Origin of the sequence: Dichotomicrobium thermohalophilum, from assembly GCF_003550175.1 — a bacterium.
GTDB classification, from domain to species: domain Bacteria; phylum Pseudomonadota; class Alphaproteobacteria; order Rhizobiales; family Rhodomicrobiaceae; genus Dichotomicrobium; species Dichotomicrobium thermohalophilum.
The window spans coordinates 582778-606364 of record NZ_QXDF01000001.1 but is presented as its reverse complement, the minus strand read 5'-3'; the positions used below and the strand labels follow the sequence as shown (position 1 = coordinate 606364).

The window sequence follows — 23587 nt, the reverse complement described above, 5'->3', positions numbered from 1 at the left end:
GCTTGGGGACGGGTCGCCGCCGCGGGAACGTCACACAACGACCTGCCGCGCTGAAATGCGCGTCATGTCGTCTTACGGTCCCGCTGGCGGTCGCTACTGGTTCTGCTGCGACTGCTGGAGGGCCTCAATGAACTGGCGCGCGTAATGCCGCCGCTCATCTTCCTCCATCTCGTCAAGCGACTTGTCGATGCCGGCGGCCTGCAGGGCCTGTTCCAGGGCCGGGCGCATCTTCTCATCGCCGAGCAGCGCGTCCACCAGATGCTCAGGCACTTCGGACGCCTGCGCCTGCTGCTGTTGCTGATGGATAACCTGACGCAGAACGTCGCGCTGCGTCTCCTGCGTCATGTCATCGAGCGGGGTGTCGATGTCGTTCGCTTCGAGGATCTGCCCGAGCTTGGAGCGAATGCCCGGATCGGTCAGCATTTGGTCCAGTTCGGCATCAGTCGGAAGGTTGCCGCTATCATCTGAAGTCAAAAGAGGCTCCTGACGTTCGAGTACAAGGTTCGGCGGCCCGAAAACCGGAACACGCCAAGGTGGCGGTGTTTTCCACACCTCCCCTAGTTATCAGGCACAAGACGCCGCGCGTCAAACGCAGTCGGGACCGGCTCCACAGCGCGCCAGTGTCACGCCACGCGGTCGCGCGGCTCCTCTCCGGCGAAAAAAGCGTCCAGATTATCAAGAGCCCGAAAGCCCATCGCGTCGCGGGTCTCGCGCGTGGCGCTGCCGATATGCGGGAGCATGAAGATGTTGTCGAGTTCGGCAAAAGCCGGGTTGCCGCCCGGCTCGGTCTTGAACACATCCAGCCCCGCCGCCGCCAGCTTACCGGACTTCAGCGCGGCGATGAGCGCGTCCTCATCCACCAGCTTGCCCCGCGCGGTGTTCACGAGGATCGCGCCGTCGGGCAGCAAAGCAAGGCGCTCGGCATTCATCAGGTTCTCGGTCTCCGGCGTCGCCGGGCAGTGCAGCGACACGAAATCGCAGTGCGGCAGCAGGTCGTCGACCGTCTCGTGGTAGATCGCGCCGCGCTCCTGCTCGGGCGGCAGGCGACGGCGGTTATAATAGTGGATTTCCATGTCGAAGCCTTCGACCAACTTGGCGAAGGCCTGCCCGACGCGGCCCATGCCGACAATGCCGAGGCGCTTGTCGGTCATCTGCGTGCCGAGCATGAAGGACGGGCTCCAGCTATCCCACTGCCCCGCGCGCACCAGCCGGTCGCCCTCACCCGCCCGGCGCGCGGCGGCAAGCATGAGCAGCAGGGCGATCTCGGCGGTCGCCTTGGACAGCACGTCCGGCGTGTTGGTCACGACGATACCCCGGCCTTTCAGTGCGTCGAGGTCGCAGTGGTCCACGCCCACCGAATGGTTGGCGATGATCTTCACGCGCGGGTCGAGCCGCGCGACCGTCTCTGCGTCGAAGATCTCCGAATGGCACGGCAGGATCGCATCGACGCGCGAACTCATCTCCAAGATCTCGTCGCGGGAGAACACGCGGTCCTCCGGGTTGAGGATCACGTCATAGTCGCGCGCGGCGCGGGCCTCGGTATTGGCCGAGAGCTTGCGCGTGATCCACAGGACAGGCTTTTCGGTCATTCGGAACTCTTCTTGTTGGCGGCGATCGCTAAGCAGCCTGCCGCGCGCCGTTCTTCTTCGCCTTGCCGTTCGCGCTCTCCGCCTTCTTCATGTCCGGCGGCACGGCCTCGGCCTTCACCATCTTCACCGCGTCCTTCAGCGGCAGGACCTCCTGCCCCTTGCTGCCCAGCCGGCGGATCGACACGGTCTTCTCCTCCGCCTCGCGCTTGCCGACAACGAACAGCAGCGGCACCTTGGCGTGGGAGTGCTCGCGGACCTTGTAGTTGATCTTCTCGTTGCGCAAATCGACCTCGGCCTGAAGCCCGGCCTTCGCCAGCTCCCGCGCGACCTTCTCGGCGTATTTGTCCGCGTCTGAGACAATCGTGCAGACCATCACCTGCACCGGCGACAGCCACAGCGGCAGGTGCCCGGCGTGATGCTCGATCAGGATGCCGGTGAAGCGCTCCAGGCTGCCGAACATCGCGCGGTGGATCATCACCGGCGTGTGCTTCGCGCCGTCCTCGCCGATGTAAAAGGCGCCGAGCCGGCCCGGCAGGTTCAGGTCCACCTGCACCGTGCCGCACTGCCACTCGCGGCCGATGGCATCGCGCAAGGTGTATTCCAGCTTCGGCCCGTAGAACGCGCCCTCGCCGGGGTTCAACTCATAGTCCATGCCCGCCGTCTCGACCGCATAGCGCAGCGCGGCCTCGGCCTTGTCCCACACCTCGTCGGAGCCGACGCGCTTTTCCGGCCGGTCGGAGAACTTGATCTCGACGTCCTCGAAGCCGAAGTCGCGGTAGATCGCCAGCATCTGCTCATTGAGCGTCACGCATTCCTGGGTGATCTGCTCCTCGGTGCAGAAAATGTGCGCATCGTCCTGCGTGAAGTGGCGCACGCGCATGATGCCGTGCAGCGCGCCGGACGGTTCATAGCGGTGGACCTTGCCGAACTCGGCGATCTTCATGGGCAGGTCGCGGTAGGACTTCAGCCCGTTCTTGAAGATCTGCACATGGCCGGGGCAGTTCATCGGCTTGCAGCAATAGACGCGCTCGTCGGGCATCTCGACGGCGTACATGTTCTCGCCGAACTTTTCCCAGTGGCCGGAGGTCTCCCAGAGGCTGCGGTCGAGCATGTCGGGCGAGTTGACCTCCAGATAGCCCCACTCTTCCTGCTTGCGGCGCATGTAGCCGATCAGCGACTGGAACAGCCGCCAGCCCTTGGCGTGCCAGAAGACCGCGCCGGGTGCCTCGTCCTGGAAATGGAACAGGTCCATCTCGCGGCCCAGACGGCGATGGTCGCGGCGCTCGGCCTCCTCCAGCATCAGGAGATAGGCGTCGAGCTGCTTCTGGTTCGCCCAGGCGGTGCCGTAGATGCGCTGGAGCATCGGGTTGTTCGGGTCGCCGCGCCAGTAAGCGCCCGCGACGCGCATCAGCTTGAAGGCCTTGCCGACCTTGCCCGTCGAGGTCATGTGCGGCCCGCGGCACAGGTCGAGCCATTCACCCTGGCGGTAGATGCGGATGTCCTGATCCTCGGGGATCGCGTCGACAAGCTCGACCTTGTAGTGCTCGCCCTGTTCGCGGAAGAAGCGCCTGGCCTCCTCGCGGTCCCAGACCTCCTTCGTGAACGGCTTGTCGCGCTCGATGATCTCGCGCATCTTCGCTTCGATCTTGGGGAGGTCGTCGGGGTGGAACGGCTCGTCCCGCGCGAAGTCGTAATAGAAGCCGTTCTCTACGACCGGACCGATCGTGACCTGCGTCTCGGGCCACAACTCCTGTACGGCCTCGGCCATGACATGCGCGCAATCGTGCCGGATGAGCGGCAGCGCGTCGGGGTCGTCCCGGGTGATGAATTCGATTTTCGCGTCGCTCTCGATCGGATCCGCAAGGTCGCGCAGCTCGCCGTCGAGCTTCATCGCGACGGCCTTCTTGCTCAACGATTTCGAGATTTGCGCGGCGATGTCAGCGCCGGTGATACCGGATTCGTATTCGCGTTCAGCGCCGTCGGGGAAGGTCAGGTGGATCATGTCGTGCTCCTCTCACTCCCGCCAACAAAGCGGGTAAGACGTTACACAGATGTGGTGGCGAGTATGCCGCCCCGTGTCAACCGGAGACCGGCCCAGGCAACGAAAAAAGCCCGCGCTGAGGCGGGCCTGCCCGGCTTCGGATTGCCAAGTGGGACGCGGCCCGAACGGACCACGCCCTGTTTCAGCGATCAGTAGCGATGGTTGTACCGCCAGTAATGGTGCCGACGATAACGAGGCCGGTGATACCGGCGGTAATGGCGCCGTTTCCAGTAACGGTGCCGCCTCCGGTAATATGGCCGGGCATGGCGGTGATAGCGCCGGAAATGGCGGCGGAACTTGCGCCGCCAATGCCGCCTGAATCTGCGCCGGTGATAACGGCGATAGTAGACCTTATTGACCGTCTCGCTCGACACCCGATCCAAGAGGCCAGCAGGCTGGCCGAGTATCCTGGTCGATGGAACAGCCGAGGCCGGCGTGGCAAAGGCTGCCGTCAGCAAGGCTCCGGCCACGGCAAGAGCCGAGAGGAGTTGATAGCGCATCGTCTCACTCCTTTCCCCACGGCGCCAGGCGCCGGACGGGGTAACACCCTCCCTCGGACTTTGCGAGACTAACGCGGATTTGCGCGACTGTCAGCGAGCTTATTGGGACATGTGCGACTTTTTTGAGGAAGCTCAGCCTTTAAACTTCTGATTATCCTTCACTTTTTCAACCGACAGATCCATCTGCCGCCGTGTCCAGCGGCCGTAGCGCCATGGCGCGAAACGATGCCGCTCTCCGCGCAGATCTGGCACGGGGTCGAAGCCATCCGTGCCCCAGGGGTGGCAACGCAACAGCCGCGACAGGGTCAGCCAGCCGCCCTTCCATGCGCCGTTCTTGTCGATCGCCTCCAGCGCGTATTGCGAGCAGGTTGGCAGGTGGCGGCAGCGCGGACCAATCACGGGCGATATAACATACCGGTAGAAATGGATCGGCAGCTTTAGCCCCGCGCGCGCCAGACGCGCCAGCGGGCCGTGCTGCTCAATAGGGCGTGCCGTCATTCCGCGTGAAGACCCATTTGCCATCGACCTTGTGCGCCTTCATTTGCACATCGGGATAATAGGCCCGCTCATCCAGCGTGCGCGTGCCGATCTCCAGATAAACCACCGGCGTGTCCGTGTTGTTCGCCAGTCGGTGCGCATTTGCCTCGCCCGCCGGGAAGCCGGCGAACATGCCGGGGCCAAGCGTTTGCTCGCCATCATCCGTGACCAGCGTGGCTTCGCCGGTGAGGATGTAGACGAATTCGTCCTCTTTCTCGTGCCAATGGCGCTGCGAGGACCACGCGCCCGGCTCAAGCGTCACCAGGTTCACGCCGAACTGCCTGAGGCCCACGATATCGCCGAGCCTGCGTTTCAGCCTGCCTTCGAGCTGGTCGCGGAACGGATGCGGATAGACCGACCCGCGCCGCGCATCCACATGCCGGCTGTCAGCCACCTTGGCCATTTTGAAATGCCTTTCCCCGGCTATTGCCCGGCCGCTGCGGCGGGCGCATCGGTCTTGCCGGCTTCGTACTTGTCGATCGCCTCTTCGAGCGCGTCGAACACGAGCAGGGTGGACGCATGGCGCGCGCGATAATCGCGGACGGGCTCCAGCAGCGACAGATCGGCCCAGCGTCCGCCAGGCGGCTCACCGCCAGCTTTCAGCATCTCCCGCATCTGCGCGGCGACCTCGCGGAACTCTTCGATCGGTGTGCCGACGATCTCGCGCGCAACGACCGACGCTGTGGCCTGACCGAGGAGGCAGGCCTTCACCTCCTGCCCGAAATCCGTAATGCGCCCATCCTCGAAGCAGGCGTCCACGGCGACCGTCGAGCCGCACAGCTTCGAATGCGCCGAGGCGCTCGCGTCCGGCGCCGTCAGACGGTCGGTCCGGCTGATCGCCGCGGCAAGCGCGAGCAGTTTGTCGGCATAAATGTCCTCGAGATCGGTCATGTCACCTTCCGGCGTGCTGGCGAACAACGGCTCCGATTCATCCTTTTGCGCAGACCGCGCGTAACAATGAATGTGTGCTTGTGCACTTCACGCACAGGCGCGATTTTCCTATATCGCGGACAATCCGCGCTTGCGTTCACCTCGAAAAGAATGGGAACCCCGGGATGAGCATGTCAAGATGTGCCGGGGCCGCAGGACACCGGGCGGACCGATCCGATCAGGAACAACCGGCGTAACGAGCTGAGCTTTGGATAGACAGGACATGAAAGCTGCGTTGAACACCTCTACCGGCGATCTCGAGGCCCCGACGCGCAACAACGGCGCGGGCGACGGGGGCGCGGACAGCCATCTTGAGCCGGCGCCGACGCGTGAAGAGGCCGAGACCGCCGTGCGCACGCTCATCCGTTGGGCGGGCGACGATCCGGCGCGCGAGGGTCTGCGCGATACGCCGCGCCGCGTCGTGGACGCGTACCGCGAATATTTTGCCGGCTACCATGAGGATCCCTTCGAAGTGCTGTCGCGCACCTTCGAGGAGGTCCACGGCTATGATGATCTTGTGATGCTGCGCGACATCCGTCTGGAGTCCCACTGCGAGCATCACATTGCGCCGATCCTGGGCGTTGCGCATGTGGCCTATCTGCCGCGCGATCGCGTCGTGGGCATCTCGAAGCTCGCGCGTGTCGTGGAGATCTTCTCCAAGCGTTTGCAGACGCAGGAGACGATGACAGCTCAGATTGCCGAGGCCATCGAGCAGGCGCTGAAGCCCCGCGGCGTCGCGGTATTGGTGGATGCGCTTCATCAGTGCATGACCACGCGCGGCGTGCACAAGACCGACGTTTCGACCATCACCACGCGCTTTACTGGCGTATTCAAGGAAGACGGCGATTATCGCGACCGCTTCCTGAACATGGTGCACGGCCGCCGGCCGAGCGTCGGCTGACGCTCAGTGATCGTCCGCGAATTTCCCCGCCCGTAAGCACCGCTGTTCGCGCCAATCCGTCCGCGCCAGGACGTCGCGGAACGCGGTCGGATATAAGTTGGCGCGGCCAATCTCTGCAAACGGCAGGCGGTGCATTTTCAGGCCGTCCTCGCCTGCGCGGGGGCGGCCGTCGGGCGTAACGACGAAGACGTGTTCCACGCAGTGGTAAAGCCCAAGGTAGGTGTCGAACAAGTTCTCGATCGCAAGCAGGTAATCTGCCGTGGCGGGGCCAACGCAAAGCTCCTCGCGCAACTCGCGTTTCAGGGCATCCAGCATTGTCTCGCCATGCTCGATGCCACCGCCCGGCATGTGCAGCTTACCCGGCGCACTCAGGTTCTCGACCGCAACAATGTCGTCACCGTCGAGGACCAGTGCCCGCACGGACACACGCGGCAGCCGCGTGCCGGACTGCCAGTCGGGCATGTCACCGACTGATGGCGGCGCCCCGCTCTGCTCCCGATCGCTCACGACGCAAATCTCCGGGACCGGCGCAGCTACTCAGCGATCGCGGCGTTTGTGAGCCCGTCCAGGGCATCCGCCATTTTCTTGAGTCGTTCCGCCTGGCCCGAGACGCCGTACTGGACGGCGAACACTTCCGGCGACCAGTAGCCAACCCAGACCGAGCCGTCTTCGTCCTGCCAGGACGCGATACGCAACGGCAATGACAGCGCCATCCGTTGGTCAGCCTGCATAAGCGGTGTGCCGACCTTCGGATTGCCGATGACCAGCAACTGAGTGGGCCGCAGATCGAGACCGGCGGTTTCCGCGCCAGCCGCGTGGTCGACGCGGCTAAAGACCTTCAGCCCCTTTTCTTCGGCGGCAACGGCAAGTCGATCCAGGGTGTCCGCAACGCTGTGCGGGCTTTCCTTCACGATCAGGCTGTCCTGCGCCTGTACTCCACCAGCAAGAAAGCCGAGCGTCAGCGCGAAAGCAGCTAGAGCGCGAGACACTGCTGCAACAGGCCAGATGATTCCTCTCCGGCTCATGACCTCTCCTTCGGTCGTGGTGCGGCGCCGATCCGCGCTACTCGGCCGGAACCTTGGCGGCGGGGGCCGGAGTTCCTTCCTGAGCTGGCGGGGGCGCCATCTTCTTTGCCCGCCAGATAAAGTAAATGTTGCGGGAGTAGATGAACAGCCCCGTGCCCTGGCCGAGGATAAACACCGGATCCATTCGGTAAATCGCGTAGACGAACAGCATCAGGCCGCCCGCGAAGCTGTAATACCAGAACACTTCCGGCATGACGCTCTGACGCGCGCGCTCGCTGGCAATCCACTGCATGAGGAACCGCATGGAGAACATGGCTTGCGCCATGAAGCCGACGGCGAGCCAGCTCAGTTCGAGCCACGAAATATTCGCCCACCAGCCTGCGGCCTGGTTCATGTCCATCGTGTTGTGCCCCCAGGGCTGTCGCGCTTGCTGCGCGAATTCTTCGCCGTGTGCTCCGCGTTTCGCCGGTGGCGGAGCAATCGCGCCGTGCCGCGGCGCTGCCCTCGAAACTATTGGTTAAACGAAAACTTACGCCTCTTCAATCGGACTAGCCGTTTAGGGCCGTTTCGTGCCGCTGCGCGTTGCGCGCGGGTGACGTCGCCACCTCCGGTCGTGTTTCATCAATCCGCGGCTGCGCCCCGTAATCCAGCGACCAACGCCGCGCCGCCGCGCCTGTATCCATCGCGATCTGTGGAATTTTCGTCCGCCGGCGCAGCCAGACCACGCCGATCAGGTCATAGATCGCGATCATCAGCCGGCCGAAATTTGTGTATTTCGATTCGCCAGCCACGCGCGGGCGGTCATTGACCGGGTGCGTTGCCGTCTCGAACCCGTAGACGCGAAAAAGCATCGGCAAATAGCGGTGCATGCTGGTGAAGAACGGCAGCCGGAGGAACACATCGCGCCAGAACACCTTGATCCCGCAGCCGGTATCCGGGCTGTCATCCTTTAACAGCGCACCACGGACCCGGTTGGCCACGCGGGAAGCAAGTCGCTTCGCGCCGCTGGCCTTGCGCGTGACCCGGTGACCGCCGACGAGCGCCGGGCCAGCCCCGTGCGGCTGCCCCAGCTTCGACAGCAAGCTGACAATGTCGCGCGGATCGTTCTGCCCGTCGCCGTCCATCGTGGCGACAACGTCGCTTCGCGCCGCGAGAATGCCCGTGCGCAGCGCCGTGCTCTGGCCGCAACGCTCGCCGTGTCGGATTACGCGCAGGCGTGGCTCCCGTTCGGCCATTCCGCGGAGCACCTGAGGTGTGGAGTCGGTGCTGCCGTCATCCACGACGATGATCTCGGTCAGTGCGTGGGCCGGCACGACATCCAGCGTTTCCTGCACGAGCTTGGCGATGTTGCCCTCCTCGTTCAGCGCCGGAATGACCACAGAGACGGCCGGCAGCTCTGGTTGATCAACCGTTACCATAACAACTCGCTCTTCAATGAAATCCGCATAGCAGGCCGCGCCGGCGCGCTACAAGCTTGTTGATGCCACACTCCGCAGGCAAAACACGCAATCAAGGCTGATTTAAGCAAATACCCCGCGCGATGCTGCGAGGGAGGCGTAAGACGGGGCGGCGGTCCGACGTGCAAATCCATCCGCAAGACACCAGCGATCAATTGTCGGCGCATCCCCGCGCGGGCGGCAACGCGCCGCCGGGGGCGAGCGAGCCGCGCCCGATCTTTCCGGTCGACATGCTGCCCCAGGGGTTTGTCTGGCGGCTGGTGGTGTTTCTGGGCGCGCTGACAGCGGTCCGGCTCGCCACTGTCTACTTCGCGGGCACGGACTTCTTCTTCGACGAGGCGCAATACTGGGCGTGGTCGCGCGATCTCGACTGGGGCTACTATTCCAAGCCGCCCGTGATCGCCTGGCTGATCCGTGCCGCGAGCGAAATCTGCGGGAACGGCGAAGCCTGCATTCGCGCCATCTCCCCGGTCATGCATACGGCGACGAGCGTCATCGTCTTCCTGCTGACGCGCAAGCTGTTCGATGCACGGTTCGGCTTCTGGGCGGCCGTGGTGTTCGCGACGCTTCCGGGAATCTCGCTATCCTCGACGCTGATCTCCACCGATGTGCCGCTCCTGTTCTTCTGGGCGCTGGCGCTGTTGTGTCTCGTCAAGCTTCTGGAGACCCGGGCCTGGCGCTGGTCAGTCGCTCTCGGGCTCACAGTGGGGGTGGGGCTGCTTGCGAAATACGCGATGGTGTACTTCTTCCTCGGGCTGGCCGTTTACATGCTCCTCAGCCCGCGAGCGCGCTGGCTGCTCACCGATCTGCGCGGCGCGATGGTGCTGCTGCTCGCCGGTGCCTTGCTCGCGCCGAACGTCATCTGGAACCTGCAGCACGGCTTCGCGACCTTCTCGCACACGGCTGACAACGCCAACTGGAGCGGCTCGCTGGGCAATCCCATCGAGGCGCTGGAGTTCTTCGGTGCGCAGTTCGGCGTATTCGGGCCTTTGCTGTTCGGCATCCTGATCTGGGCGACATGGCGGGCGGTGCGCGAGGGCTGGAGTGATCCCTACCGGCTGCTGCTGTGCTTTGCGGTGCCGGTCATCCTGCTGATCACGGTGCAGGCGTTCCTGTCGCGCGCGCATGCCAACTGGGCGGCGGTGGCCTATGTCTCGGCGTCGGTACTTGTTGCGGCGCTGATGGTCGAACGCAGTGCGCGCGGCTGGTATGCGGCCTCGTTTCTGATCCACCTCCTTGCGCTTGCAACCATTTCCTTCGGAACGGTGTTCGCGGGGCAAATTTCGCTGCCAGGCGGGAAAGACCCGTTTGCGCGGGTTCTGGGGTGGCAGGCGATCGCGAAGGGCACCGAGGCACGATTCGCAGATGGGGATTTCGCGAGCGTGATGACTGACCGCCGCTCGCTCGCGGCCGAGCTGATCTACTACCTGCGCGACACGGACATCCCGATTGCGAGATGGCGGAATGAGGGACCGCCCAGCGACCACTTCGAGATGACACGGCCGATCACCGCGCAGACACCGGAGCCGGTGCTCCTGGTGACGCGCCGCGAACGCATCGGCAGTATCGGCGAGCGGTTCGACAGTGTGACGAAGCTCGGGCAGGAGCGCTTCTCCGCAGGCCCGACCGACAGCCGGGAGCTGCATTTCTATCGCCTGGAAGGCTTCCGCCCGGCCGACTGATGCGTGGCTGCACTGTCCACATACGACCAAAGGCGTACGACTTCACGCCGCATGCGTTAAGTCCCCTGCTTCATTAACTTTTCCGCGACAAATCCGCCGGGGTCATTAACCTGCGCCCCCGCCTTGTCTTGCCTGAGCGTGCCGCTTTGGTAAGCTGTTCATCCTTGAGTCATGATGAGTTGAAGGCGCCTGTTAATGCGGGACGCAGGGCAGCAGATCTCCGTTTTGTTCGTCTGCCTCGGCAATATCTGCCGCTCGCCGATGGCCGAGGGCGTGTTCCGCCAGGTGGTGGCCGATGCCGGTATGGCCGATCGCTTTCGGATCGACTCATCGGGCACCGGAAGCTGGCATGTGGGTCGTCCGCCGGACATCCGCGCGCAGCAGGCCCTCGGGATGCGTGGCATCGACATATCGACCCAGCGTGCGCGACAGGTCACGCGCGACGACTTCAAGAGCTTCGATCTCGTTCTGGCGATGGACCGGTCGAACCACGACCGGCTGATGAACCTCGCGCCGGATGTCTATGAGCCGAACATCCGCCTCTTCATGAAATACGCCCCGGAGATGGGGATCTGTGAGATCCCGGACCCGTTCTTCGGCGGCCCGGAGGGCTTCGATTACGTGCTCAACCTGATCGAAGTGGCCAGCCGCGGTCTGCTCGCCGCGCTGATGAAGGAAGAGTCTACGCTCGCTTACGCGCGCTCGGACTGACCAGCGGGAAGCGCTCCTCGACAACATAGGGGCCGCCGCCCGAACCTTCGCGCGCCGACATCAGCACGAATTGGTCCACCGGGAAGGGCTCAGCCTCGAACGCGCCCACTGCGGAGAGGTAATTGGCCACCGCCCCCTGCTCCGCCCCGCGCAGCCGCGCCAGCGTCACATGGGGAGAGAAGTTCCGCGTTTCGGGCGGCAGACCCGCCTGACGCGCAGCCCGCTCGTTCGCCCGCTGCAAGCGCATCAGCGGCTCGCACTCCTCAACACCGACCCACAGCGCGCGCGGCTTGCGCCCGCCGAAGCTGCCGACGCCCGAGAGCTTCAGCGAGAAGGGCTCAACCCAGATCTCAGACAGCGCCTCCACGAAATCATCTGCGTCCGGGGCCTCGACGTCGCCGATGAACCGCAATGTGAGGTGGTAGTTTTCAGGGTCGATCCAGCGCGCCCCCGCCAGCCGTCCGCGCAGCATTTCCAATTTTGGCACCAGCTCGCCGGGGATTTCCAGCGCCGTAAACAGTCGTGGCAAGAAAGTCTCCTGTTGTTATCGGCTCGCCCGCGCCGTTCAGGGACACGGGTTCGGATTATGTAGATGGATATTCTCGACCGCTTGTTCCAGCTCCTCCGTCCATTTCACGTGGATGCTGTCAATATCCGCGCGGAGCTGGTCCATCGTCGTCGCGCCTATGATGTTCGAGGTCACGAACGGACGGGTCGTCACGAACTGGATCGCCATCTGCGCCGGGTCGAGGCCGTGCTCGCGCGCGAGATTGACATAGGCGGTGATTGCGGCGGGCGCGCGCGGCGTCTCGTAGCGTTGCAAACGGTTGTAGAGCTGCTTGCGCGAGCCCCTGGGAAGCGCGCCGCCCTCATATTTGCCGGTCAGATACCCTTGGGCCAGCGGTGAATAAGCCAGCAACCCGACATCCTCGCGGTAGGCGATCTCGGATAGGCCGATCTCGAAGGTCCGATTGAGCAGGTTGTAGGCGTTCTGGATCGAGGCGATGCGCGGCAGACCCTTGGTCTCTGAAGCCATCAGATAGCGCATCGTGCCCCATGGCGTTTCGTTCGAAACGCCGACCGCGCGGACCTTGCCCGCCTTGACCAGTTCGTCCAGCGCGCCGAGGGTCTCTTCGATCGGAATCGAGTCGCCGCCGAGATGCGTATACTCGAGGCCTGAAAAAAGGCGCATCTGCCGATCAGGCCAGTGCGTCTGATACAGGTCGATGTAATCCGTACGCAGCCGCCGCAGGCTATCATCCACCGCCTCGAAGATCTTTTCCGGGCTGAGGTCCGGAAGGCGGCCGTCCTGGCGAACCCAGTCGATGCGCTGGCTGCGTCCCGTCACCTTCGTGGCCAGAATCACCTTGTCGCGGTTACGCCGGGAAGCCAGCCAGGAGCCAACGATCTCCTCGGACCGTCCCTGCGTCTCGGGCTTCGGCGGGATGGCGTATAGCTCCGCTGTGTCGATGAAGTTCACGCCCTGATCGAGCGCATAGTCGAGCTGCTCATGACCTTCGGCTTCAGTGTTCTGCTCGCCCATGTTCATGGTGCCCAGGCAGATCGCGCTCACGCGCATTCCCGTTCGTCCGAGCGGGCGATACTCCATGCTGACCCCCGTGATGTTCTTGCTTATCAGTTGACGTTTGCGGTGCGCTCGCGGGCGCGGGCGATCAGGTCATGCACCTTCGGCAGGATGTTCTCGACGATCACCGCGACGCCCTCTGCCGTCGGGTGGATGCCGTCCGGCATATTGAGTTCCGGCTCCAGCGCGACGCCCTTCAGGAAGAACGGATAGAACAGCGTCTCGTGCTTCTCCGACAGTTCCTGGTACATGTTGCGGAACGCTTTGGCATAATCCTCGCCGTAATTGCGCGGCGCCTCCATGCCCGTGAGCAGGACGGGGAGGTCGCGCGCTTTCAGCTTCGACAGGATTTCATCGAGCGCGCTTCGCGTCTCGGACAGCTCAAACCCGCGCAGCGCGTCGTTCGCCCCCAACTCGACGATCACCGCGTCCGCGTCATCTGGCAGCGCCCAGTCCAGCCGGGCAAGCGCGTCAGCCGTCGTGTCGCCGGACACGCCGGCGTTGACCACGCGCACGTTCCGGCCCTGCTCCCGTAGCGCATCCTGAAGCTGAGCCGGAAATGACTTCCCTGGCGCTAGCCGATAGCCCGCCATCAAGCTGTCACCGAAACCAACGATCACCACTTCCTCGCCGGCGCCCGCCTGTTCTGCCCGCGCGCGGTCCGGCCAAACCGCCGCCATCAGCGCGGCGTATATAACGATAAGTGCAAGGTTGCTCAGCGCGACCGGCCAGCCATGGATCGTTCGGCGCATGGTCATCTCCCGATGTTTACATTCTGCGCGCGCAGGACCAAATCCTGATCGCAACATAAGGAGCGATTTTCCGTGCAACAAACAAGTCCCGAGCCGCGCCCGCCGGTCATTGATCTGCAGGATGTCCACCTGTCGCTATCGAGCCGCGCCGGACGTGTCGACATCCTTCGCGGCGTCGATCTGCAAATCGCCACCGGCGAGGCGGTGAGCATCGTCGGCCCCAGCGGCTCGGGAAAGTCCACGCTGCTGATGGTGATGACCGGGCTGGAACGCGCCTCCTCGGGGCAGGTGCGGGTCGCCGGCCATGATTTCAGCGCGCTGGGCGAGGACGCGCTGGCGCGTATCCGGGGCGAGAACATCGGGATTGTGTTCCAGCAGTTTCACCTCGTCCCAACCATGACGGCGATCGAGAATGTCGCGCTACCGCTGGAGTTCATCGGCCGCGCCGATGCCTTCGATCGTGCGGGAGCGGTGCTGGGCGAGGTCGGGCTGGATCATCGCCTGACCCACTTCCCCGCGGAGCTGTCGGGCGGGGAGCAGCAGCGCGTGGCGCTCGCCCGGGCGCTGGCGCCGGAGCCGAAAATTCTTTTCGCCGACGAGCCGACCGGCAACCTCGATGGCACCACGGGCGAGGCGATCGTCGACATGATGTTCGCGCTGCGCAAGCGACATGGCGCGACGCTGGTGCTCATCACGCATGACCTGACGCTGGCACGGAAATGCGACCGGGTCGTGGGCATCGAGGACGGGCGCATGACCAAGGAAAGCCCGCTGATGGCTGCGGCGACATGACGAGCATCTCCACCAGCGCTCCGGCCGTTCGGCAAACACGGCTGCCAATGCCACTTTCAGTACGTCTTGCCCTGCGTGAGCTGCGCGGCGGCCTGTCCGGTTTCTATGTCTTCATTCTCTGCATTGCTCTTGGTGTCACGGCGATCGCCACGGTCGGCACCGTCACCGGCGCGCTCCAGGACAGCATTGCCCGCCAGGGGCAGATTATCCTCGGCGGCGACGTGGCGGCATCGGTCGTGCATCGCCGCGCCAACGAACAAGAGCGCGCGGTGTTCGCGCGCTTCGGCACGGTCAGCGAGGTCGGGACCATGCGGGCGATGGGGCTGCGGCCCGATGGCGACGCGCAGGTGCTGATCGGCGTAAAGGCTGTGGATAAGGCGTATCCCCTCTACGGCAACTTCGAACTTGAAGGCGATCGGTCGCTGCGCGAGGCGCTGGCCGAGCCCAACACGGCGGTCGTCGAGCAGGGGTTGCTGGACCGGCTCGATCTTGAAGTCGGCGATAAGGTCAAGCTGGGCGAGAGCCTGCTGGAGATCACCGGGGTGATCGCGCTGGAGCCGGACCGTCTGTCGGGCGGCGCAGCGTTCGGACCGCGACTGCTGACGACCATCCCGACCTTGCAAGGCACCGGCCTGCTCGCCCCCGGCACGCTCATCGACTGGCGCTACCGCGTCGCTTTCCCCGCGAGTGCGGACGAGGAACGCATCGCCGCTTTCCGCGAGGCCATCGACACCGAGCTTGAGAACAGCGGCTTTGAAGTGCGCGACCGCACCGACCCGTCGCCGCAGATCACCCGCGCGGTCAACCGGCTGTCGAGCTTCCTGACGTTGGTGGGGCTGGCGGCGCTGCTGATCGGCGGCATCGGCGTGGCGAATGCGATTTCGGCCTTCGTGGCCCGGAAGCGTAAGTCTGCCGCCATTTACAAGGCGATCGGCGCGTCAACCGGCCTGACGCTGACCTCGTTCGCCCTCCAAGTGCTGATGGTGGCAGCGCTCGGGATCGTCGTCGGCTTGATCGCCGGATCGCTGATCCCGATCGTGCTGGACCGCGCCTTTGCCGATTTGCTGCCGATCCAGATCGACCTGAGCTTACAGCCCGGGGCGCTCGTTTTGGCGGCGGCCTATGGCTTGTTAACGGCGCTTGCCTTCATTCTGTGGCCGCTGGGCCGCGCCGGGCAGATCCGGCCTGCTGAGCTGTTGCGCGAGGAAATCACCGAGCAGAAGAGCTGGCCGCCGCGCGCCTTCATCACAGGCTCGGTGATGAGCGCCCTGGCACTGGCCGGTCTGGCGATCTGGCTGTCGGAGGTCCGGCTGATCGCCGCGATCACGGTTGTCGGCATCGGGGTGGTATTCGCGATCTTTCTGGGCGTCGGACGGCTCATCCGCGGACTGGCAGCGCGCACCCCGCGTCCGCGCCAGCCCGAGATGGCGCTGGCGTTGGCCAATATCGGGGGGCCGGCCGGGCTGACCATCACGCTGGCGCTGTCGCTCGGTGCGGGGCTGGCGCTGCTGACCATGATCGCGCTGACCGACACCTCGCTGCGCGGCGAACTGCAGACTGATCTGCCCGAGAATGCGCCGAGCCAGTTCTTCCTCGGCATCCCGAAGGAGCGTTTCTCTGACTTCAGCCGCATCATTGCCGACAACGCGCCCTCGGCCGAGCTGAACACCGCCCCGATGCTGCGCGGGCGCATCACCGCGATCGACGGCACGCCGACAAGCGAGATCGACGCGCCGCAGGACGCGCAATGGGTGCTGGATGGCGATCGCGGCATCACCTATTCGGAAAAGCTGCCGGAACATTCCGAGGTTGTCGCCGGCGAGTGGTGGGGGCCGGACCATGAAGGCGAGCCGCTGGTTTCCTTCGAGGACGAACTGGCCCGCCAACTCGGGATAGAGGTCGGCGATACGCTGACGGTCAACGTGCTGGGCCGCGAGATCACCGCGCGCGTGGCCAACCTCCGCACCGTCGCCTGGGAGCGGCTGAGCATCAACTTCGTGATGATCTTCTCGCCGAACGCGCTGGAAAATGCACCCTACCGGGTGCTGGCAACCCTGAACTGGCCCGAAGGACGCAACGCGGAGGCCGAGAACGCGGCGCTTAGGGCGATCACGGCAAACTTCCCGACCGTCACGGCAGTGACCGTGCGCGACGTGCTGCAATCCGTCGGGCGCGTGCTGGAGCAGGTGATGACAGCAATCCGCGTTGCCGCGAGCCTGACCCTGATCGCCGGCGTGATCGTACTGGCCGGCGCATTCGCCACGGTGCAGCGACGGCGTGTTTACGAAGCGGTCGTGTTGAAGGTGCTTGGCGCGCAGCGGCGGAATATCGTCATGGCGCACATCCTGGAATACGTGCTCATGGCCGTTGCCGTGGCCGTGTTCGCGGCCGGCCTGGGCGCGGCTGGCGCATGGCTGCTGGTAACATTTGTGCTGGGCGTGGATTTCACCTTCTCGGCGCTGGCGCTGGTGCAGGCGGGCGTGCTTGCGGTTCTGCTGATGGTGATCTTCGGCTCGATCGGCACGCTACAGGTGCTCGGCGCCAAGGCGGCGCCCTACCTGCGGAGTGAATGAGCGGCGGCGGCATAAGACCTCCGTCGCAAATCGGCTGGTCTGCGGTGCGATGACACTTGTTTTTGACCTGGATCAAAACATATTAATAGCGCGAGCCAGTTTTCCCGGCCGGACGGCCACGTGACTTTGGTTTCAACAGGGGAATGACACAGATGGCGGATTTCGACAGGAACCAGGCGACTTACGCGCGCACTGGCGCTCAGGAGGCCATAGACGAGGGCCTCCGGTCCTATATGCTTCAAGTGTATAACTACATGGCCGCTGGCGTTGCCATCACCGGCCTCGTGGCTTATGCGCTCTATACCTTCGCCGTGCAGCCGACCGCCGCTGGCGCGGCCGCACAGGTGCGCGACGGCTTGTACCTGACCGATTTCGGCTACGCGCTGTTCGCCAGCCCGCTGAAGTGGGTGGTGTTCCTCGCGCCGCTCGGCATGGTGTTCTACCTGTCCGCGCGCGTGCACAAGATGAGCGTGTCCGGCGCGCAGACGGCGTTCTGGATCTTCGCCGCGTTGATGGGCGCGTCGCTGTCGTCGATCTTCCTTGTTTACGCGCACGGCTCGATCGCGCAGGTGTTCTTTATCTCCGCCGCCGCCTTCGGCGCGCTGAGCCTGTGGGGCTACACCACGAAGAAGGACTTGTCCGGCTGGGGTTCATTCCTGTTCATGGGCCTGATCGGCATCATCATCGCCGCGGTCGTGAACCTGTTCATCGGCTCGACGGCCCTGCAGTTCGCGATCTCGGTGATTGGTGTTCTCGTGTTCGCCGGCCTGACGGCCTATGACACGCAGCAGATCAAGGAGATGTACTTCGAGGGCGACAGCACCGCCGTCGCCGGCCGCAAGGCGATCATGGGCGCGCTGCGGCTCTATCTCGACTTCATCAACCTGTTCATCATGCTGCTGTCGCTGTTCGGTCAGCGCGAGTAGGCGCACCGGCCATCGTCGCCGGTGGTGCGGCCTTGGCGCGTTCACAGCGACGGACGCAGATTCGCGAGATCGGAAAGAGGGGCTGGTAACGGCCCCTTTATTTCATGCGCTGAAAAAGCAACGGCGCGCCGGTGAGCCGCCGTTCGCGCGGGACTACGCCGAGTAGCCTTCCGATGCGCTGTCGTCAGGGCTAGCGCTTGCGCCGTTCGCGCTGGCACCGTTGGCCTTGGCCGCCTTCTGGCGCGCGCCGGTCGATTCGACCTTCTGTCGCTTGCGCCGAGCCTGCGCGCCGCGCGATTGTTTCTGTCCCTCGCTGCCGCTTCCCTCAGCCTTCGCTTCGGAATTGCCGGAACCATTACCGGATTTGCGGCGGCGGTTGGCCTGCGGTTGTTCCGCCTCGGCGGCCGCAGACGGCTGTGCCGCGCCATCGCCGGCCAGCGCCGGCTCTTCCTCGGCGCTGTCCACATCGAAATCATCGCCGTGATCGCGACCGTTCCCACTCTGCTGCGCTGGCCGCTCGGCGCCGTTCTGACGCTCGGCCTGCGCCGCCATGATGATGCGGTTATAGTGCTCCGCGTGCTGGAAGTAGCTCTCGGCCACGATGATGTCGCCGGACGACAACGCATCACGCGCCAGCGCCAGATACTTCTCGGCGATGTGCGCGGCCGTGCCGCGGATTTTCACGTTGGGTCCGTTGGATTCGAAGTTGCGCGTCAGCGCACTCTGCGGCTTACGGCCGCTACGGTTGCGCCCCCTGCGGTTTTGCTGTCCTTGCCTCATGGGCTCCTGTCTTGGGTTGTTGCCACAAACGATCTGACGCGCTCGCGCAAAGCGCTCGACGCGCCAAGGTGAATGACGCCGGTCCCTGCCAAAAGGTGCAGGCGTGCGTTGGGATTACGGCTTGCTCACCGTTTCATGCCTTCGGGTGATGGCTTATGCATTCATCGTCGCCGGAACGTCCTGAAAGCTGGCTGCGTCACATGCCGCAATGGCGCGCCGTTACCCTGATCAGGTGCTGACAAACTTGTGGCGTTCGTCGGCCGCGTCATCCGATTGCCCGGGTCCGATCACCTCACGGCCGTTCTACAGCTCGCTCTGCTGAACACCGGTAACACGTTATCTTGGCGAATTGCTTGACCGCTCGGGCGGCGCTCGGGAACAGGGTCCATCGGGACCGCATGCGCAAATTGGCGCCCGCGATGTTTAGATTAGGCTAGCGCGAATGGCGCGGCTTTCCAACTCTTTTTTTGCCATTCCACCGCGTTCCGGCCGCTGCATGACGATCGCGCGTTCGATGCCGGCGAGATCGTGCACGACGGCCACACCATGGGGCAGCGCCGGCACGAGTCCGGCATCGGCCATCATCGCACTCACCGCTGCGGCCTGGCCCCGTCCCACTTCGAAAGCCGCAAAGCCGCCCGGTTTCAGCACGCGGTCAATGTCGCCAAGAATCGCTCGGTACGCATCCAGCCCGTCGGCGCCGCCATCAAGCGCAGCTTCAGGGTCATGCTCGCGCACCTCCCGGCTCAGGCCGGCAAGCTCCGCCCGCGCGATATAGGGCGGATTCGAGACAACCACGTCGAAACTGCCGCCGATCCCCCGCAGCCACTCCCCCTGCAGGAAGTGCGCCCGGCTCGCGACACCGACCCGCCGCGCGTTCTCGCGGGCGTTTAGAAGCGAAGCTTGGCTGATATCTGTCCCGATTCCAGTCGCGCCGGGACATTCGCTCAGGAGCGCGATCAGGATGCATCCCGTGCCCGTTCCCAGATCGAGAAGACGCAGCGGGGCGTCGCGCTCGGGCAGCGCAGCCAGTACGGCCTCGACCAGTGTCTCGGTGTCCGGGCGCGGATCCAGCGTTTCGGGTACCACGCGAAACTCCAGCCCCCAGAACGCGCGGCTACCGAGAATGCGTGAGACGGGCTCGCCGCCCAGCCGACGCGCGGCGCACGCCACGAGGCATGTGCGCTCATCCTCCGTCAGCACGCGCTCTGGATGGCGAATCAGCTCCGCATGGCTCACGCCGCAGGCCGCCATCAGCAGCAGCCGCGCGTCCAGCGCCGGGGTAACGATACCGCCTTCGCGAAACACCCGCGTGAGCGTCTGCCGCGCTGCCTCGACCGCGATCCCGGCCGCCAACTCACGCATAGCTTTCCTGCTGATCCATCGCCGCGAGCTGGCGCGTCTGGTAATCGGTAATCAGAGCGTCGATGATCTCGTCCAGCCCGTCGCCGGCCAGCACCTGCGACAGCTTGTGCACCGTCAATCCGATGCGGTGGTCGGTCACGCGCCCCTGCGGAAAGTTGTAGGTGCGGATGCGCTGGGAGCGGTCGCCCGAGCCGACCTGATCCTTGCGCTCGGCCGCGCGTTCCTGCTCGGCGCGCTGCCGCTCCTCGTCGAACAGCCGCGCGCGCAGCACCTGCATCGCCCGCGCCCGGTTCTGATGCTGCGACTTCTCCGATGATGTTACAACGATCCCGGTGGGCAGATGCGTGATGCGCACGGCGCTGTCGGTGGTGTTGACGTGCTGGCCGCCCGCGCCCGAAGAGCGCATGGTGTCGATACGCAAGTCCTCGTTGCGGATTTCGATATCGATCTCCTCGGCTTCCGGCAGCACAGCAACCGTCGCCGCCGAGGTGTGGATGCGCCCGCCCGATTCGGTCTCGGGCACACGCTGGACGCGGTGCACGCCGGACTCGAACTTCAGCCGCGCATAGACGCCTTTCCCGGAGATCGAAGCGATGATTTCACGGTAGCCGCCAACTTCCGATTCGCTCGCCGAGAGCACCTGAACGGACCAGCCGTGCGCCTCGGCGTAGCGTTGGTACATCCGGAACAGGTCGCCGGCGAACAGCGCCGCTTCGTCACCCCCGGTCCCCGCACGGACCTCGAGGATCACGTTGCGCTCGTCGGCGGCGTCCTTGGGCAGCAGCTTGATCTGCAGATCGCTCTGCAGCGCCTCGATACGTTCGCGCAGCTCGGCCTGTTCCGCGCGCGCAAGCTCTGCCATCTCCGGGTCGGTGTCCGGCGCGGCCAGCAATTCCTCGGTCTGCGCAAGCTCGTCCTCCGCGCCGCGCAGGTCACGGATCACCTCCACGATCGGGTCGAGTTCGGCGAACTCCCGCGACAGCGCCACGAAGCGTTCCTGCTCCGGTGCAGAGGCAAGCTCGGACTGGACCGCCTCCCAGCGTTCCACGAGCCTATCGAGCTTCTCGGACGAAATCTCTGGCATGTTTTCAGGTTGCGTCTCTAATGGCGCGTTCCACGCGCGGGTCAGCCAAGGGGAATGTTGTTGGCCTCGGCGAAGTCCCGCAGCCGTGCGCGAATGGATTGATTGCCGGTCTCCAGCCACTCGAGCACATAGCTTTCCAGCTTCTGCGCATCAAGCTCAAGCACCATCGCCTTGACCGGACCGATCGAGGCCGCCGACATTGAAATCGACCTGTAACCCAGCCCGATCAGCGCCATTGCCTCGATCGGGCGTCCGGCAATCTCACCGCACAGCGTCAGCGGCACCTTATGGCGCTCGGCGCTTTCCGCGATCTGGCGCAGCACGCGCAGACCCGGCAGCGACAGCGGATCGAACCGCGCCGCGACATTCGCATTGCCCCGGTCCGCAGCGAACAGGAACTGAAACAGATCGTTGCTGCCGACCGATATGAAATCCGCCTCGGGCAGAATCTCGTCAAGCTGCCATAGCAGCGACGGCACCTCGATCATGGCGCCCATATGCACTTCGCGCGGCAACTCATAGCCGTGGCGCTTCGCGTGCGCGAGTTCCTTGTTCAGGTAGCCGCGCGCCTCGCGCAGTTCCGCGACATCCGTAACGAAGGGGATCATCATACGCAGGTCGCGCCCTGCACAGGCGCGCAACAGCGCCCGCATCTGGGTGCGCAGCAGGGCCGGCCGATCAAGCGCAATGCGGATGGCGCGCCAGCCCAGAGCCGGGTTTGGCTCGTGTGTATGCCGTATATAGGGAAGAACCTTGTCCCCGCCAATATCAAGCGTACGGAACACCACCGGCTTGTCGTCCGCCGTGTCCATGATCTCCTGATAGGTTCGGATCTGCTGATGCAGCCGCGGCAGGTTCGACGAGATCATGAACTGCAGCTCAGTACGGTAAAGGCCGATCCCGTCCGCGCCGCTATCCACCAGGTGCGGTACGTCGATCGGCAGGCCCGCATTCATTCGCAGATAGATACGCTGGCCATCGAGCGTGCGGGGCTCCCGGTCGCGCAGCCGGGCATACTGCGCCTGACGCCGCGCGCGGAAGCGCACCTTGTCGGTGTAGGACTTGACCAGATCACCGCTCGGCCGAACGTGCAGCACGCCCTGCTCGGCATCGAGGATCGCTGCATCGCCCGGCGCGGTCATCGTCAGCACGTTCTCCGTCTCACCAACGGCCGCGATGTCGAGCGCACGCGCAACGATCGCCACATGGCTGGTGAGCCCTCCCTCTTCGAGTACCAGCCCGCGCAGCTTCTCGCGGTTGTAGTCGAGCAGTTCCGACGCGCCCATTGTGCGCGCGACCAGGATCGTGTCCTTCGGCAGTTCCTCGCTTGCCGCCGTCTCGTTGCGCCCGGCCAGCAGCCGCAGCAACCGGTTGGCGATGTCGTCCATGTCGTGCAGCCGCTCGCGCCAGAACGAGTCGCGGTGACGCAGCATCTGATCGCGCTGGACGTTCTGCACGCGCTTGACGGCGGCCTCGGCCGTCAGGCCGGCATTCACCGCCTCGCGCAGCCGGCGCAGCCAGCCTTCGTCATGGGCGAAGACGCGGTAGACCTCCAGGATTTCGCGGTGCTCACCCGTCAGGGGCACATCGCGGCGCTCCAGCATCTCGTCGACGCTCTTGCGCAGCTGCTCGACCGCCATCTCCAGCCGGCTCAGCTCACTGGCCGGATCGTCGGAAATCAGCCGCGTGACCATGACCTGCGGCTCGTGGAACACGATGTGGCCCAGCGCGATACCCTCAGACAGCACGACGCCCTCGGCAGACTGCGTCTGCGTGCGGCGCGGGTCGGCCTCGGTCGGGCTGACGCCTTCGATGGCGCCGGAGCCGATGATCTCCGCCAGCACCATGGCGATCGTCTGCAGCGCCTCGACTTCCTCGTCGGTGTATTTGCGCGGATGGACGTTCTGGATCGTCAGCACGCCCTGCGTCCGTCCACCGCGCAGCACGGGCACGCCGAGGAACGAGCTGTAACTCTCCTCGCCGGTCTCGGGCCGCAGCGAAAACGCGGGATGCGACTGCGCATCCGGCAGATTCACCGGCCGCGCGCTGGAGGCGATCAGGCCGACAAGGCCCTCATCCGGCTTCAGCCGCGTGTTATGCACGGCCTCCTGCTTCAGGCCCTGTGTGGCGTAAAGCTCCAGTGCCCCGTCTGACCGGCTGATATAAATGGAGCAGACTTCGGCAACCAGGTTCGCGGCAACCAACTCCACGATGGCATCGAGACTGACCTTGCCGCCGGGGGAATTGGCCATGGCCTCGCGCAGCCGCCGTAGCAGGACCCGTGGTGCGCTCAGTCTCCAAGGCATGCGCCCGGTGTCTCCTTGCGTGGAATTGGCCGCTGTCATGGCGGTCTGTCA

24 protein-coding genes are annotated in these 23587 nt (G+C 64.7%); 6 read left to right on the top strand and 18 right to left on the bottom strand.

The window, feature by feature from the left end:
- Positions 1 to 93 precede the first annotated feature (93 nt).
- The 7 genes from BXY53_RS02775 to BXY53_RS02750 form a co-directional block, all read right to left on the bottom strand.
- Positions 94 to 474 (bottom strand): hypothetical protein, encoded by a 381-nt coding sequence (locus BXY53_RS02775; RefSeq protein ID WP_147361476.1) that lies wholly within the window; start codon positions 472 to 474, stop codon positions 94 to 96.
- A gap of 149 nt (positions 475 to 623) precedes the next feature.
- Positions 624 to 1589: a 2-hydroxyacid dehydrogenase gene (locus BXY53_RS02770; protein ID WP_119060400.1), complete on the bottom strand. Its 966-nt coding sequence runs from the start codon at positions 1587 to 1589 to the stop codon at positions 624 to 626.
- Between the two features lie 28 nt (positions 1590 to 1617).
- A complete protein-coding gene (thrS, locus tag BXY53_RS02765) occupies positions 1618 to 3591 on the bottom strand; it encodes a threonine--tRNA ligase (protein WP_119060399.1) in 1974 nt (657 codons plus the stop codon).
- A 188-nt stretch (positions 3592 to 3779) separates the two neighbouring features.
- Entirely contained in the window at positions 3780 to 4130 is a 351-nt protein-coding gene (locus BXY53_RS13950) for a hypothetical protein (protein ID WP_147361475.1), read from the bottom strand.
- 132 nt (positions 4131 to 4262) lie between these two features.
- The gene (yidD, locus tag BXY53_RS02760; RefSeq protein ID WP_119060398.1) at positions 4263 to 4628 is read right to left on the bottom strand and encodes a membrane protein insertion efficiency factor YidD; all 366 of its coding nucleotides are present in this window, start codon (positions 4626 to 4628) and stop codon (positions 4263 to 4265) included.
- Positions 4609 to 5070: a cupin domain-containing protein gene (locus tag BXY53_RS02755; protein ID WP_119060397.1), complete on the bottom strand. Its 462-nt coding sequence runs from the start codon at positions 5068 to 5070 to the stop codon at positions 4609 to 4611. The genes yidD and BXY53_RS02755 overlap by 20 nt, the downstream gene beginning before the upstream one ends.
- 20 nt (positions 5071 to 5090) lie before the next feature.
- Positions 5091 to 5558, bottom strand: coding sequence for an iron-sulfur cluster assembly scaffold protein (locus tag BXY53_RS02750; RefSeq protein WP_119061725.1), 468 nt, complete (start codon positions 5556 to 5558; stop codon positions 5091 to 5093).
- 262 nt (positions 5559 to 5820) lie between these two features.
- Between BXY53_RS02750 and folE the strand changes: the two genes are divergently transcribed.
- Positions 5821 to 6498, top strand: a complete 678-nt coding sequence (gene folE / locus BXY53_RS02745; RefSeq protein WP_119060396.1) for a GTP cyclohydrolase I FolE — start codon at positions 5821 to 5823, stop codon at positions 6496 to 6498.
- Between the two features lie 3 nt (positions 6499 to 6501).
- Here folE and BXY53_RS02740 read toward each other — a convergent pair whose 3' ends face one another.
- The 4 genes from BXY53_RS02740 to BXY53_RS02725 form a co-directional block, all read right to left on the bottom strand.
- Positions 6502 to 7005 (bottom strand): NUDIX domain-containing protein, encoded by a 504-nt coding sequence (locus BXY53_RS02740; protein WP_147361474.1) that lies wholly within the window; start codon positions 7003 to 7005, stop codon positions 6502 to 6504.
- Between the two features lie 26 nt (positions 7006 to 7031).
- Complete coding sequence (locus BXY53_RS02735) at positions 7032 to 7523, bottom strand: DUF302 domain-containing protein (RefSeq protein WP_119060394.1); 492 nt, start codon at positions 7521 to 7523, stop codon at positions 7032 to 7034.
- Between the two features lie 37 nt (positions 7524 to 7560).
- Positions 7561 to 7923, bottom strand: a complete 363-nt coding sequence (locus BXY53_RS02730) for a lipid-A-disaccharide synthase N-terminal domain-containing protein (protein ID WP_425359176.1) — start codon at positions 7921 to 7923, stop codon at positions 7561 to 7563.
- Positions 7924 to 8071: 148 nt separating this feature from the next.
- Positions 8072 to 8941 (bottom strand): glycosyltransferase family 2 protein, encoded by an 870-nt coding sequence (locus tag BXY53_RS02725; protein ID WP_119060393.1) that lies wholly within the window; start codon positions 8939 to 8941, stop codon positions 8072 to 8074.
- A 194-nt stretch (positions 8942 to 9135) separates the two neighbouring features.
- Between BXY53_RS02725 and BXY53_RS02720 the strand changes: the two genes are divergently transcribed.
- Both BXY53_RS02720 and BXY53_RS02715 read left to right on the top strand, forming a co-directional pair.
- Entirely contained in the window at positions 9136 to 10662 is a 1527-nt protein-coding gene (locus BXY53_RS02720) for an ArnT family glycosyltransferase (protein WP_170144311.1), read from the top strand.
- 195 nt (positions 10663 to 10857) lie between these two features.
- A complete protein-coding gene (locus BXY53_RS02715) occupies positions 10858 to 11373 on the top strand; it encodes a low molecular weight protein-tyrosine-phosphatase (protein ID WP_119060391.1) in 516 nt (171 codons plus the stop codon).
- Here BXY53_RS02715 and thpR read toward each other — a convergent pair.
- The 3 genes from thpR to BXY53_RS02700 are packed head-to-tail and all read right to left on the bottom strand — an operon-like array spanning position 11345 to position 13710.
- Complete coding sequence (gene thpR / locus BXY53_RS02710; protein WP_119060390.1) at positions 11345 to 11902, bottom strand: RNA 2',3'-cyclic phosphodiesterase; 558 nt, start codon at positions 11900 to 11902, stop codon at positions 11345 to 11347. The two genes, BXY53_RS02715 and thpR, sit on opposite strands and share 29 nt — an antisense overlap.
- A 36-nt stretch (positions 11903 to 11938) precedes the next feature.
- Positions 11939 to 12982, bottom strand: a complete 1044-nt coding sequence (locus tag BXY53_RS02705; protein WP_119060389.1) for an aldo/keto reductase — start codon at positions 12980 to 12982, stop codon at positions 11939 to 11941.
- A gap of 26 nt (positions 12983 to 13008) precedes the next feature.
- The gene (locus BXY53_RS02700) at positions 13009 to 13710 is read right to left on the bottom strand and encodes an arylesterase (protein WP_170144310.1); all 702 of its coding nucleotides are present in this window, start codon (positions 13708 to 13710) and stop codon (positions 13009 to 13011) included.
- Between the two features lie 72 nt (positions 13711 to 13782).
- Here BXY53_RS02700 and BXY53_RS02695 point away from each other — a divergent pair, with 72 nt between their 5' ends.
- The 3 genes from BXY53_RS02695 (at position 13783) to BXY53_RS02685 (ending at position 18001) form a co-directional block, all read left to right on the top strand.
- Entirely contained in the window at positions 13783 to 14502 is a 720-nt protein-coding gene (locus BXY53_RS02695) for an ABC transporter ATP-binding protein (protein ID WP_119060388.1), read from the top strand.
- Positions 14503 to 14549: 47 nt separating this feature from the next.
- A complete protein-coding gene (locus BXY53_RS02690; protein ID WP_170144309.1) occupies positions 14550 to 17075 on the top strand; it encodes an ABC transporter permease in 2526 nt (841 codons plus the stop codon).
- 152 nt (positions 17076 to 17227) lie between these two features.
- Positions 17228 to 18001, top strand: a complete 774-nt coding sequence (locus BXY53_RS02685) for a Bax inhibitor-1/YccA family protein (protein WP_119061722.1) — start codon at positions 17228 to 17230, stop codon at positions 17999 to 18001.
- Between the two features lie 153 nt (positions 18002 to 18154).
- On the opposite strand, the gene BXY53_RS02680 is transcribed toward BXY53_RS02685, so the two are convergent.
- The 4 genes from BXY53_RS02680 to ptsP all read right to left on the bottom strand — a co-directional run bounded on the left by BXY53_RS02680 (position 18155) and on the right by ptsP (position 23536).
- Positions 18155 to 18781, bottom strand: a complete 627-nt coding sequence (locus BXY53_RS02680) for a DUF4167 domain-containing protein (RefSeq protein WP_119060386.1) — start codon at positions 18779 to 18781, stop codon at positions 18155 to 18157.
- A gap of 423 nt (positions 18782 to 19204) precedes the next feature.
- Complete coding sequence (prmC, locus tag BXY53_RS02675) at positions 19205 to 20146, bottom strand: peptide chain release factor N(5)-glutamine methyltransferase (protein WP_119060385.1); 942 nt, start codon at positions 20144 to 20146, stop codon at positions 19205 to 19207.
- Entirely contained in the window at positions 20139 to 21230 is a 1092-nt protein-coding gene (gene prfA / locus BXY53_RS02670; protein ID WP_119060384.1) for a peptide chain release factor 1, read from the bottom strand. The genes prmC and prfA overlap by 8 nt, the downstream gene beginning before the upstream one ends.
- Before the next feature lie 41 nt (positions 21231 to 21271).
- Entirely contained in the window at positions 21272 to 23536 is a 2265-nt protein-coding gene (gene ptsP, locus BXY53_RS02665) for a phosphoenolpyruvate--protein phosphotransferase (protein ID WP_119060383.1), read from the bottom strand.
- Positions 23537 to 23587 lie beyond the last annotated feature (51 nt).